Annotated in this window: 11 protein-coding genes and 1 pseudogene; 4 read left to right on the top strand and 8 right to left on the bottom strand. The window is 33.7% G+C overall.

Features of this window, described 5'->3' with window-relative positions; all coding sequences use genetic code 11:
* Positions 1 to 14 precede the first annotated feature (14 nt).
* The 3 genes from KFD70_RS10060 to rfbG all read left to right on the top strand — a co-directional run bounded on the left by KFD70_RS10060 (position 15) and on the right by rfbG (position 4276).
* On the top strand, positions 15 to 2081 hold the full coding sequence (locus KFD70_RS10060; protein WP_431613170.1) for a glycosyl transferase: 2067 nt from the start codon (positions 15 to 17) through the stop codon (positions 2079 to 2081).
* A gap of 114 nt (positions 2082 to 2195) precedes the next feature.
* Positions 2196 to 3161 carry an NAD-dependent epimerase/dehydratase family protein gene (locus tag KFD70_RS10055; protein WP_336452414.1) on the top strand — a complete coding sequence of 322 codons (966 nt, stop codon included), beginning with the start codon at positions 2196 to 2198 and terminating at the stop codon, positions 3159 to 3161.
* Between the two features lie 26 nt (positions 3162 to 3187).
* Positions 3188 to 4276 (top strand): CDP-glucose 4,6-dehydratase, encoded by a 1089-nt coding sequence (rfbG, locus tag KFD70_RS10050; protein ID WP_336452415.1) that lies wholly within the window; start codon positions 3188 to 3190, stop codon positions 4274 to 4276.
* A 615-nt stretch (positions 4277 to 4891) separates the two neighbouring features.
* On the opposite strand, the gene KFD70_RS10045 is transcribed toward rfbG, so the two are convergent.
* From KFD70_RS10045 to KFD70_RS10025, 5 genes are all read right to left on the bottom strand, one after another.
* Positions 4892 to 5968 (bottom strand): YkvI family membrane protein, encoded by a 1077-nt coding sequence (locus KFD70_RS10045; RefSeq protein ID WP_336452416.1) that lies wholly within the window; start codon positions 5966 to 5968, stop codon positions 4892 to 4894.
* 86 nt (positions 5969 to 6054) lie between these two features.
* Entirely contained in the window at positions 6055 to 7161 is a 1107-nt protein-coding gene (menC, locus tag KFD70_RS10040; protein WP_336452417.1) for an o-succinylbenzoate synthase, read from the bottom strand.
* Positions 7162 to 7208: 47 nt separating this feature from the next.
* On the bottom strand, positions 7209 to 8015 hold the full coding sequence (locus tag KFD70_RS10035) for a GNAT family N-acetyltransferase (RefSeq protein ID WP_336452460.1): 807 nt from the start codon (positions 8013 to 8015) through the stop codon (positions 7209 to 7211).
* 41 nt (positions 8016 to 8056) lie between these two features.
* Entirely contained in the window at positions 8057 to 9196 is a 1140-nt protein-coding gene (locus tag KFD70_RS10030) for a M20 peptidase aminoacylase family protein (RefSeq protein WP_336452418.1), read from the bottom strand.
* Between the two features lie 17 nt (positions 9197 to 9213).
* A complete protein-coding gene (locus tag KFD70_RS10025) occupies positions 9214 to 10056 on the bottom strand; it encodes a MurR/RpiR family transcriptional regulator (RefSeq protein ID WP_336452419.1) in 843 nt (280 codons plus the stop codon).
* A 488-nt stretch (positions 10057 to 10544) separates the two neighbouring features.
* Here KFD70_RS10025 and KFD70_RS10020 point away from each other — a divergent pair.
* A pseudogene (locus tag KFD70_RS10020) lies at positions 10545 to 10937 on the top strand (GrpB family protein); the annotation flags it as partial.
* A gap of 317 nt (positions 10938 to 11254) precedes the next feature.
* Here the strand turns inward: KFD70_RS10020 and KFD70_RS10015 are convergent.
* From KFD70_RS10015 to KFD70_RS10005, 3 genes are all read right to left on the bottom strand, one after another.
* The gene (locus tag KFD70_RS10015; RefSeq protein WP_431613169.1) at positions 11255 to 11977 is read right to left on the bottom strand and encodes an SDR family oxidoreductase; all 723 of its coding nucleotides are present in this window, start codon (positions 11975 to 11977) and stop codon (positions 11255 to 11257) included.
* A gap of 50 nt (positions 11978 to 12027) precedes the next feature.
* Entirely contained in the window at positions 12028 to 12399 is a 372-nt protein-coding gene (locus KFD70_RS10010; protein WP_336452422.1) for a hypothetical protein, read from the bottom strand.
* Between the two features lie 104 nt (positions 12400 to 12503).
* Positions 12504 to 13256 carry a hypothetical protein gene (locus KFD70_RS10005; protein WP_431613168.1) on the bottom strand — a complete coding sequence of 251 codons (753 nt, stop codon included), beginning with the start codon at positions 13254 to 13256 and terminating at the stop codon, positions 12504 to 12506.
* Between the last annotated feature and the right edge of the window lie 5 nt (positions 13257 to 13261).

Genomic DNA, 13261 nt, shown 5'->3' with positions numbered 1-13261 from the left:
GGAGTGAATAAACATTGCGTTTTAACAAGAGAAATAAAAATTGGCCGCACCGCTATACTCCCTCTAAAGTAGAAAAAGATTTCCCATTATCTTCAGATGCTTCAGCTATTGATCGCTCCAAAAAATCTACAAGCGAACAAGTCTATCCTCAACCTCATAATAAACAGCCTCACTCCGAAAACCATTTTTGTGCCATAGTTGGAACAGAATACGCCTTGAAAATAATTGCTTTACAGCAATCCCTAATGAAAAATTCAAAAAGATTCACATTATGGATTTGTTGTATAGATGTGTTTGTGTATTCAATATTGAAAGAAATGAACTTGAATAATGTAAAGCTCTTACAGGTAGGTGATATAGAGGATACAACTTTGAAAGATATTAAAAAAAATAGGACAGTTAGTGAATACTGTTGGACTTTAAAGTCCGTACTTATTGAATATTTATTAGTAAATTATAATTTGCCATCTGTTCTTTATTGTGATAGTGATTTATATTTCTTCTCTGATCCTAACATGATATTTAAAGAATGGGATGACAATTCTATTTATCTTTGTCCACAGAGAGACCTTGACTGGGTAGAAGGAAAATATGGAAAATATCAAGCTGGATTAATTGGATTTAAAAACGATTTCTACGGATTAAAGAGCGTACGATGGTGGAAAGATAAATGCTTAGATTGGTGTAGTGCTAATCCTGATAACGGAAAATTTGGTGACCAAAAATATTTAGATTTTATCCCTATTTATTTCCCAAAAGTAAAAATCTCCAGAAATCTAGGTATAAATGCTGCACCTTGGAATTGTATTTATAATAACAATTATAAAATTGATGAAAACCAAAATGAGATATACATCGAAACAGATAAACTAATTGTATATCATTTTGCGTGCATTACCATTTTCAATGAACAAGATTTTGACCTTTGGTCTTTAGGTAAAATTTCAATACCAAATAATATATTGCATCTTATCTATACCCCTTATCTAGAAGAAATTCAGTTTATCCTCACAAAATTAGCAAAAAAATTAGGTGACAAAACACAGCGCCTGTTAAGTGTTAAAGACATAAGTGCAGCGCAAACTTTATATAAAGATTCACAATTAAGAAGAAACATGAATCAATCAAATCATTTTATGAATTATTCAATGATTATAAGTCAAAAACGTTTAATTCAAGGCCTAACTTGCTATTATTCCCTTGAAAGCCACGGTACCGATTTTATAATGTGGATCTGCTGTATGGACAATTTAACTTATCGAATTCTAACAAATCTAAAATTGAAGAATGCTATACTGATCCATGTGAAAGACATAGAAAATCAAGAACTCCTAAGTATAAAGAATGAAAGAAGTTTGCAGGAATACTGTTGGACATTAAAAGCTCCTCTATGCCTCCATATTCTTCAATATTATTCTGAAGTCGATCACATTATATATTGTGACGCAGATATGTTTTTCTTTACAAAGCCTACCATAATTCTTGATGACTGGTGGAAATATTCTGTATTTCTTTGTCCACAGAGAGGTACTGCTGAACTAGAAAATGTACATGGCATGTATCAGGCGGGTTTAATAGGATTTAAAAATGATCAAAACTGTAAAGATATTTTAACATGGTGGAAAGATAAGTGCCTAGAATATTGTAAAGATGTATATGATATTGAGATGAATAGATGGGGAGATCAAAAATATTTAAATCACATCCCTGATTTATTTTCGAATATCAAAATCATGACTCATAAGGGGATTAATGCTGCACCTTGGAATCTAATTTTAAATAATCATTCTTCTATAACAAAAACAGAAAGCAAGATTTTTATAGATCAAGATGAATTAATCGCTTTCCATTTTGGGAGTATGCAAATTATTAATAAAAACGAATTTGATTTATGGAAACAAGAACCTGTAGAAATTGATCAATCAATTTTAGAATATATCTATATCCCTTATATCGAAAAAATAAGAAATACATGTCGCATACTTAATACTGCTTTTTCTCTTACTCCTTTATTTGCTGGACAATTAGATAATTCCTCAGTAAAAAACTATTTCCAATACCCTACCTCACATTTCAGATAAAGTCCATTCTCTCTTTTATACAAATAGCATTATTTTCTAACCTTTACAAAACAACTAAGTAAAATTATTTATTCCCTTCACCTAAAAAATTTTTAAGGAGACGAATGAAATTCCATGAATAGAATTTATAATTTTGAAAATAAAACGTTTCTTATCACTGGCGGATACGGTTTTATTGGTTCTCATTTAGTACGAAGATTACTAAGATCACAAGCAAAAATCGTTATTTTGGCAAGACATTCATCTAACACGTGGCGCCTTAAAGACGTATTAAAAAATGTCAAACTGTATGAAGTAGATATACGCAATAAGATACAAGTTCAAAATATTATAAAACAAATTCGTCCAGATTATATTTTTCATCTCGCTGCATATGGGGTAAATTCAGCTCATACAGATTACATGAATGCCATTGAAACGAATGTTTTAGGTACAATTAATATTATTCAAGCAGCAAAGTCTATAGATTGCAAAAAGATTATTAATATTGGAAGCAGTTCTGAGTATGGAGATAAAGCAGAATCTATTCATGAAGATATGGCATTAACACCGGTAGATATTTATGGAAGTAGCAAAGCAGCAGCCACTATACTTGCCCATCAAATTGCTGCTGAAAATAATACTAACCTTATCACCTTAAGACCTTTTGGAATATTTGGAGAAGGTGAAGAACCACATAAAATTTTTTGTTATATTATTTTACAAGTATTGCGGAATAGAACTGTAGATTTAACCCTATGTAATCAATTAAGAGATTACTGCTATGTAGATAATATTATAGATGCTTGTATGCTAACAATTGAAAATAATTCTATACAAAATGAGATTTTTAATATTGGAAGTGGAGAAATTTACCCTTTAAAACATTATGTAGAATTACTCTTTAAACACTTACAAACCGATAAAAGACCCAATTATGGTGCATTATCCTATAGAACGAATGAAAGAAGAATTTCTAAACCTAATATTAATAAAATTAAAAGTATGCTCTCCTGGGAACCACGCATAAGTATTGAAGAAGGTATTATTAAAACTGTAAATTGGTATAAACATAATGCACATCTATATCCGAATGTATGAAAATCTATTTCTAAGGTGTGAATCAATTGTTAAATAATAGCTTTAATAATGTATTTGATGGAAAAAAGATTTTAATCACAGGACACACCGGCTTTAAAGGCTCTTGGCTATCCATATGGTTAAAAGAGTTAGGTGCAACTGTAATTGGATATTCTTTAGATCCTAAAAATAAAAAAGATAATTTTATGTTAACAAATCTCCAAAACGACATAATTGATATTCGTGGGGATATAAGAGACTTTAATAAGTTAAATAAGCTTTTCAAAGAATATAAGCCTGAGATTGTATTTCATTTAGCCGCACAACCACTTGTTAAATATTCCTATGAGAACCCTAAAGATACGTATGATATAAATGTTATGGGAACAATGAATGTATTAGAAGCAATTCGTTTACATGAATCAACTAAAGTGGGAATTATAGTTACAAGTGACAAATGTTACGAGAACAATGAATGGGTTTGGGGATATCGCGAAAATGACCCAATGGGTGGACATGACCTTTATAGCTCTAGCAAAGGATGCTGTGAACTTTTAATTTCTTCCTACCGTAACTCTTTTTTTCCAGAAAAAAAATATGAGCATCATAAAAAAATAATCGCAAGTGTTCGAGCAGGCAATGTAATTGGCGGAGGAGATTGGTCAATAGACAGAATTATTCCTGATTGTATACGAGCATTGGAATCAAATCGAGAAATCTTTATTAGAAATACTAATGCAATAAGACCTTGGCAACATGTACTAGAACCCTTAAGTGGATATTTACTTTTAACAGAAAAAATTTTAACAGATGGTATCCTTTTTTCTGGTGCATGGAATTTTGGTCCAAAACTAAATAATATTGTCTCAGTAAAAGAGCTTGTTACCGGTATAATAAAGTCCTGGGGATGTGGGAATTGGATATCTTCAAATGTAAATCCAGAAGAATTTCATGAGGCAACACTCCTAAACCTGGATATAAGTAAAGCAAAATTCAAGCTCAACTGGGAACCAAAATGGTCTCTTCAACAGACTTTAGACCATACGGTAGACTGGTATAAAAATTACAAGGCGTACTCCAGTACAGAAATGAGAAATTTATGTATTGATCAAATTAAACAATATGTGCAGTCTTAAGAAAAGAAAATAACAATTTTGGTAGACCAAGTTGTTATTTCAAGGTGAATATCAGTTTTCTCTTATACGTATTAACTTGAAACATTTTATTCCTGCCAACAGTATTTCCTTTTAAGAAGTTAGCAAAAAACGTTTTAATATTAGGGAAATTCAATATGAAATTTTCATTCCATTTTCTCCTTTAACTGATACACACATATATTAATAATCTAAATAATCATTTTAGCTCTCTCCAAAAAAGCACTATTCGAAAGTGCTTTTTTTGGTTGATCCAGTCTTCGAGCGTAATGTTATATGACTGTCTTATTCTCACAAAATGTCTTTTGCATAATTAGATATGTCATTATCAAACACTTTTCTGCGGTATTTAAAATGATCATGCAGAAGAAAGACTGAATATTTATTACTATCTAATTCCATTGTGTTCTCAACTTTCTATGTGTATAGATTTATTTTGACAAAATCATCAGATAACTATAAGCACTTTAACTTACGCCACCAAAAATTCATCTCCCACTTATCGTTGAGCTACGCCCTTCACACGATTGAAGTGAGAGGATTCTTTTCGGTAACCTAGTTAAAAGATCCCGCTCCTCTTATATGAAAACATGTCCATTAAGCGTCTATTTTAGTAATAGGATTCTTCACCTGCTGTTTCCCTCTAAACCATGCAAAGATGATTGAGGCTATGAGAATAAATCCAAGATAGCCCGTTAGAGGGTATACAGTTCCTACTAGTTTAGTAAACCCGATGAAGCTCGCACTAAACGCTGCAATTCCAAATAGAACAACAAACATTTTGAATTTAGGTAATTCTGGTTTTATAATCCTTGCTGTGAAAGCATATAACATTCCTACGGCAGTATTGTAGATCATACCTAATAATACAATAGACATAAATATGCCGAATATTGGGGAAATCTCATTCGCCAAAAAGAGTATAGGCATATCTACGTCTGTTATTTTGTTTAGTTTTGTAAGCATACCAAGATTAATAAGTAAAATAAGAATGCCTAACCCTATACCACCGAGTATCCCTCCTAGCCCCGCCGTTTTCTCATCTTTTATTGTTCCTCCCATCACGATAAGCATAGCAGCACCTGCGGCAATGTTATATGAAACATATAATAACGCTCCTAATCCCCAATTCGATGCAGCTGCGTTTTGCTTATCTGCAATTTGTTGTAATTCATAGAAACTTACATCCATTGTAAAAAAAGAATGAATAGCAATGATGATGACAAGTATAAGTAAGAACGGTGTAACAAGTCCAATTATCGAAATAACTCTTTGAATGTTAAAACAAACTGTTACAATAGTTAATACAGTCATAATGATATTTCCGGCAATACCAGGAATACCAAACTGTTGTTCAAAAATCGAACCAGCTCCAGCCATCATCACAGCTGTAACACCAAATAAGAAAAATATAATGATTACATCAACAACAATACCCAGGTAAGAACCGCAAATATAGTAAATCACATTTTTGTGAGAAGTTGTCTGCAAACGGCTTCCCAGTTGAGTTAGATTCATTCCTAAAAATGCAAAAAGAATAGTTGCGACGCATGCGCCTATAACACTCATCCATCCAAAGCTTGTGAAAAATTGTAAAACTTCCTGTCCTGAAGCAAATCCCGCTCCGACAATTAAACCAATAAATGCTCCAGCAATCCGAATACTTCTCTTCATACTTACCTCCTTGTAAATCTGAATTTTCCGATAAATTTAAGCGAATTAAGAAAAGGAGGAGCCTATCTCCCTCCTCTTTGGCCCTATTAAAAATAGTTTTTTTCGTAATCTGTAAATCGTTGAATCATTTCTCGATTTGGTTCATAGCCAATTCCTGGTTTATCAGGGACGCTAATCATTCCGTTTTCAACAACTACTTCAGGTTCAATAATATCTCGCTCCCAATAGCGAGAAGACCCCGCAGTATCACCAGGCATAACAAAGTTTGATAATGTTGTTAAAGCAATATTATGTGCTCTCCCTATACCCGATTCAAGCATGCCACCGCACCAAACTGGAATGCCTTGTTCCTGGCATAGATCATGTATTTGTTTTGACTCTGTTAGCCCCCCAACACGTCCAATTTTTATATTGATAATCTTACAGCTTCCCAGTTCAATTGCTTTTCTGGCATCTTCATACGAGTGAATACTCTCATCCAGGCAAATTGGAGTTGAAAGCTCCTTTTGTAACCGTGCGTGATCGATAATGTCATCTGGGGCTAAAGGTTGCTCAATCATCATTAAATCAAATTCATCAAGCGCCTTTAATCGCTCTATATCTTTTAGTCGATAGGCAGAATTGGCATCAGCCATCAGCGGAACATGAGGAAAATGTTTACGGACTTCCCTGATGACTTCGACATCCCAACCCGGTTTTATTTTTATTTTCATTCTTTTATATCCATCATTGACGTACTCATCAACCAATTGAAGTAAATCGTCAACCTTATCTTGGATGCCAATACTAATCCCGACCTCTATTTCTTTCTTTTCCCCACCAAGAGCGGCCGCGAGTGGAATTCCTTTTTGCTTTGCATATAAGTCCCACACAGCACCCTCAATCGCGGACTTTGCCATATTGTTCTTACGGATATATGATAGACGCTCAAATACTTCCTGCGGATGTTCAATTTCTTTATTAAGTATACTAGGGATAATAAAATCCTCTAATATATGCCAATTTGTCTTTAATGTTTCCTCATTATACCAAGGGGAATGAAATGCAACTGATTCTCCCCATCCACTAATACCGCTTTCATCTTTAGCTTCAAGTAAGAGAAATTCCTTGTCTTGAAATGTTCCAAAACTTGTCGTAAACGGCGCTTTCAATTGCATTTTTATATGTCGTAAAATAATCTCTTTTACTATCATTTTTCGTTTCCCCCTCTATATTTATATAAGTATAAATGCATCTTCTGTTATTGAATTTTTCTTATTATTCCATTTCCCTCCAAATTTTGCTGCTTAACTAAAACATAATAGTGAACAAGCTCACCAGCATTTTTTATTAACGAAACAGCAACGTACTGCTGCGAAAATAGAGTTTGGAAGATTTCTCTCGTTTTAAAACGCCAATCAATTGCAAGATCATAATCTGTATTTTTCATCTGTTGAAAGTTGGATGGTACCGGTACTAATAAAGGTGTATCCATAGCAGCAATATTATGTAAATCTTTTTCAAGATTTATGAGTTTTGGTAAATGATCCTTCGATTGTACCCATTGAATAACATGTTGTGCTTGATTCATGTAATCCTCTTGTTGCTTAGAAACATGCGAACTATCAATCCACCATTCAACTTTAAAACGATCAGAAGGGAGTCCCCGATTCAAGTTATCTTCCATTTCCCCATAGCAATTTTCCATATATGTAGAGCAAATAGCACGTAGCTTCGATAAGTTTAAATAAGCGTTTCGCGTTTCAAGTGGATCATACGTCCATGTGATTAAGTTATATCCCTTTTCATAAGCAAGTTTCTTTTGAGCTTGTTTCAGTCCAGCTCCAACTCCTTTTCCTTGATGACTTGGATGAATACCAAGCATGTGGGAACATAAATAGCTTTGTCCTTCAAAAAAGCCAGGAAAACTGTAGCTAAATCCAATCATTTCTCCATTTAAAAAGGCTCCTAGTAAAAGACCCCCATTTTGAGAAGCTGTAATCGTTTGATGAAGTGGAATTGGCTCCATATCCCATACATCTTTTTCAAGATTTTGCACGAACTTCATATCGGTATAATTGTTTAGTTCACGTATTTCAATTGTTGAATTCACGTTAACTCCCCCGTTTTATATGCTTCTATTGTATTCAATACTGTCTTTGCAAGAATTTCGATACCAGCATATATAGCCTTTCGATTAAAGTTCATTTGTGGATGATGAAGCCCAGGCTGCAAATCGCACCCTAATCCCAACATTGTTGCTTTAACGTCTGGATTTTCTAACGTATAAAAATGAAAATCTTCTCCCCCTGAAGTAATAATGGGTTCTTGAAGCTGACGTTCACCTAAAGACTCCACAATCGCTTTTCTCATAAAATGCTGCGCCTCTTTACTCACCTCAGCTGCAGCTACACTCGCTTTTGTTTCTAACATGATTTCAACCCCGTAAATCTTCTCCATACCTTTAACAATGTTCTCGATTTTTTCAGTAAGTTCATGCATGACTCTATTTGTTTGCGCTCGTAAATCAATACTAAATAAGGCTTTACCCGGAATAATATTTCCTGACTCACTCCCGGCATGGAACTTTGTCATTTTGGCTGTGTAAGGTACCATCGGATCTAAATGAATACTTTTCATTTCATTAATTATAGATGCCCCAATTTCAATGGAATTTTGCCCCAGATGTGGTCGTGCCCCATGTGCATCCTCACCATGGATTTCACCTGTCAAAAATTTGGCTGCCCCATGATAAATCGCAGGTGCAGCTTGACCATCTTGTAATTCTTGAATTGGTCTAAGATGAACACCGTATAAAAAATGTACATCGTCTAACACGTGCTTTTCGATCATCTTTAAAGCTCCGGTTCCCTTTTCTTCAGCAGGTTGAAAGATGAATTTAAGTTTAGTAGTAGAAACATTTAAGCTTTGAAGCAGAAGCATTGTTCCAAGAACCATTGTCATATGTGCATCATGTCCGCAAGAATGGTTCGCTTGGAATTGACCATCAACTTCTTGCCAAAGCGCATCCATATCTGTTCGTAAAGCAATACAAAATTCTCCTGTTCCTACCTCACTGACGAGACCTGGACAATCGTCAAAAGTTTGCACCATAAAGCCCCGTTCCTGTAAAAAATGTTGAATATATTCCGTTGTTTTATACTCCTGCCAGCTAATTTCTGGATGATTATGTAAATGTTCGTAGACTGAGTCAATCTTCGGTTTAAGTTGTTTTATATATTCCTTCAATCTTTTCTTCCCCCGCTTTATACAAAAAAGTAATCTCCATTCAGCCTTTCGTACTGTTCCTTGCGCTTTTCAAATCGATCTTTATCCTTGATAGAAACACCAGCAACAATAGCATTCAAAAACGAAAACAGTACTGGAGTAGCATCAATCGTTGATTTCTCAGATGAATACATTTGGAAAATAGCATCTGCATATTCCCTAATTGGAGCAAGAGGAGAGTCCGTAATTCCAATCACAAAAGCTCCTTGTTCCTTAGCCATTTCGGCCACTTTAATTGTTTCCTTCAAATAACGATGAAACGAAATAGCGATTAGGGTTGATCGATGATCTATCTCACTTAAAGTACATAACAAATCGTTTGTTTCAGGATGAAGAATCTGGACGTTTCCCCTCACGAGACCGAGAGTCATTGTGAGCCAATTAGCTGCAGAAAATGAAGACTTTAACCCTAAAACATAGATTTTATCCGTCTTTACTAATTGATCGACAACCCGTTCAAATTCATTTTCATCAATATTATTGATGGTTTCTTGTATATGTTGACAATCTCGTTCCATTACTTTCGCATAAAAATGAGGTTGTTCGGCTAATTCAAGTTTGTTGGAAAAATATTGTCCAAGACTGCTCTTCATAAAAAGAAGTTGCTCACGAACCATTTTTTGAAGTTCGGAAAATCCTGATAATTTTATAGAGTAACAAAATCGAATCACAGTTGTTTCACTTACTCCAACCTGCTCTCCAATCTCACTTGCTGATTTAACAGCAAAATCGCTAGGCTTTTCTAATAAATATTTAGCAACTTTTTGTTGCCCTTTAGAGAGTTGATTGTATTCCTCTTGAATAATTTCTTTTAGATCCAAACATTTCATCCTTCCGAATTGAATTTAAAACTTCTACCAATCGCAATTATGAAGTTTAAACTTCATAATTGCGATTGATAGAAGAGTAACACATACCAAAACATAAATCAATAAAATTCTAAAAATTCAAACATAATAAATTTTAATACATTTTTTCTTATTTTGCTGATCGTAACACTTCGAAAACGCCCTTTAGGAAATTGAATGAACCGATACGATAGCTTAATTCTAGATTTAGAGTGAAGTAAGATACCCATCACGATAAACAAATAATGTTGACAATACACTATCCTTTGTAATACTTTTCATTACATATGCAAATTGACTCTATCAAAATACATTTCAAAGAAAGGGGCTATCAAATGATTATAAAAGTTGTAGATTATGATCAGAATTGGAACAACGAATATCGACAAGAAGAGCAATTGATAAGAAATATCCTTCAAAAAGAATTGGTGAATAGTTTTCATATTTGAAGTAAATCAGTTCCAAATTTAAAGGCAAAACCTATTATTGATATTTTACTTGTAGTCAATGATGTGAATAAATTGGATTCATTTTCTAACCAATTTCAAAATATTGGTTATGAAATTATGGTGGAATTCGGGATTCCTGAAAGAAGGTATTTCCGTAAAGGTGGAGATCATCGTACTCACCAAATTCACGCTTTTCAATATAACAACATAGAAGAAATTGAAAGACACTTAGCATTTAGAGATTACCACCGCGAACATCCAGCAATCTGCGAGCAGTATGGAGAATTAAAAAGCAAACTTGCGGGGCAGTATCCAAATGATATTGACGGATATTGCGATGGGAAGGACGAGTTTGTCAAATGTGTTGAAAAAGAAGCGATAAAATGTTATTGGACTGTACGTTAATATTCATTTTCAAATTACATTTATAACTATATTATGGTTTTGCAACTTTCTTCTTCAGCTCTCCTTATTTTTCTTAATTAAAAATACTCCATTAGTACAATAAGAAAAATAAAATATAATAATATTATTGTTACTTTAATATAAATTTGATTAAAAACATCCCATGAATCCCCATTTTACTCACATAAAAAGAATCCATTTTGAAAATATTAATCAAAATAGATTCTTTTCATGTGAACGATTATATAGAGGTTATAAGAATTTGATTCTTTTATTTTTTAATCATCATTGATGAATATAATCTTAGATTTTAAGATTCATGCATTTAAATCTGTTATGGCAGGAATAATAATTTCCTTTACACATGAAACAGGTGATAAATTTATCACGCATTGGACAATGGCTACAATATCTTGTACGGGAATACGTGTACCTTCATACAACATAATTGCCTTTTCTGCACCTTCTTCATAAGGGACTTCAGCAGCAAGCTCTCCTGGATTTATACACGTTACAGAGATCTTGTCTTTTCTCACATGCTCGCGTAAAGCATTTGTAATACCACGTAAGCCAAATTTAGATGTGACAAATGAAACTTGTGCATTATTCGTATGACCTAACCCTGCTGTTGAGCCAATTAAAATAATTTTTCCGTTTTTCGCCTGTCTTATATTAGGTAAAAGCGCCTGAATATAAGTAATAGTAGAGGTTAAATAAATATTGATTAAGTTCGAAATATCTTCAATTTCATCCTTATCGAACGTATAATCATCTTCAAAACCATGCTTTTCCCATACGCCGACATTATAGATTAATACATCAATAGGAACATCTTTTAACGTTTCTTTTAAAGAAGAAATTTGTTGTTGACTAGATAAATCAATTGCGAGCCATTTACGATTTACACCATCATTTATATCTAAACTACTTGGCCTAGTGCGTGACACCACCCATACTGTATCTCCCTTGGTGGGTAAACCTTTTACAAATGCATCACCTAGCCCTTGGTTTGCTCCAAATATAATAAAGTTCTTACTCATCCCATCACTCCTTCTTAACAACTAAAGTAATCCTATATAGGGGCACTCAACTACTTGTATGCCATTTCAAAAGTCTCTTTCTTTCCATCCCATTCAATTGTAACAAGAAACGCTTCTTCCTTATCATGCACTGCACAACCTGAACATGATGATTTTAATTGAATCGTTCCTCTATCAATGAATCCTGTTCCTTCTTGATTGCCACTATTACTTCCAACTTTCCATTTTACTTCATTAACTTTTTCTTTATTTTTTCCTTTGTAAGTAATCGTACCTTCTCCAGACTCATTCGTATCTGTTTGTGAAATGATATATTTTCCTTTCCAATGCTTACTTTCTCCAACATATGAATAGGTGCGATCACAACCACTTAACAGAAAAAAACATATCATTATACTGAGCACACTAATGAATTTCTTCATAACTTCCCCCTTTTCAAGATTTCATTAAGATATTGCATCTCCATAAATCAATAAAAAAGGTGTGGTTATATTATTTGCTCTCTCCTACTTATTTCGCATTGGTATTATAAGGACTTTTTTACATTTTCATTGATCCATCCCCGCATCATCAGCAATTCCTCATTTGAAGCAGTTCCTTCCCCATATCTCACTTTCTCATAAATTGGAATAATATCATTACTTTTGCGAATACGAGAAAACCATTGTTGAACCGTCTCTTGTAATCTTCTCTTTTCAAACTTCGGTAATGTCATTTCCCATTTGATTAGCATTGCTCTTACTTCTTCTGCTGGAAATATGAAACTATCTTGATTTTCTTGTTCTGCATTTCCCTCAGCTTTTCGTATTTCTTTTTGTTTCAAATGTATATGATGAATCGGCTGCTTCTTATTCCGTTTACGGCGAAAGATAAAAAGTACAATTAAAACCACTAAAAAAAGGATGCCAATCTGTATAAATACATTTCCATTGTTAAATCCTAAAAACTCTTCGCCACCAATTGGCACCTTTTTATCTCGAGGGATTCCTTTGAAATCCCCTTTCTGATAATATCCATCTTTATTAAAATCTGGTGAATCTTCAATTTCATATAATACTCCTGAATCCTCCCCTGGTTCCATCGGCGTTCCTTCTCCTATGAATTTCCATTTTCTTTGTGTTAGCGGTTCACCACCCTCTCCTATCTTTGATTGAGAAGAATCTATTACCTGTTCCTTTGCAAAAAAAGCGCCTTTCGTTATTCCAATCGCTAATATAAAGCAAAGACCAATAGCTAGGAAACAAAATATAACACGTGATCCCCATTTCAATTTACTCACCGTTC

Origin of the sequence: Bacillus pfraonensis, from assembly GCF_050768835.1 — a bacterium.
Lineage (GTDB): Bacteria > Bacillota > Bacilli > Bacillales > Bacillaceae_G > Bacillus_A > Bacillus_A pfraonensis.
The sequence above is the reverse complement of the archived record's forward strand: the minus strand, read 5'-3'. Positions and strand labels throughout refer to the sequence as shown.

Coding starts and splice junctions, on each gene's coding strand:
- KFD70_RS10055 (WP_336452414.1), top strand. CDS start 2,196: ATGAATAGAATTTATAATTTTGAAAATAAAACGTTTCTTATCACTGGC.
- KFD70_RS10045 (WP_336452416.1), bottom strand. CDS start 5,968: ATGAAGAGAAGTATTCGGATTGCTGGAGCATTTATTGGTTTAATTGTC.
- menC (WP_336452417.1), bottom strand. CDS start 7,161: ATGATAGTAAAAGAGATTATTTTACGACATATAAAAATGCAATTGAAA.
- KFD70_RS10035 (WP_336452460.1), bottom strand. CDS start 8,015: ATGAAGTTCGTGCAAAATCTTGAAAAAGATGTATGGGATATGGAGCCA.
- KFD70_RS10015 (WP_431613169.1), bottom strand. CDS start 11,977: ATGAGTAAGAACTTTATTATATTTGGAGCAAACCAAGGGCTAGGTGAT.
- KFD70_RS10010 (WP_336452422.1), bottom strand. CDS start 12,399: ATGAAGAAATTCATTAGTGTGCTCAGTATAATGATATGTTTTTTTCTG.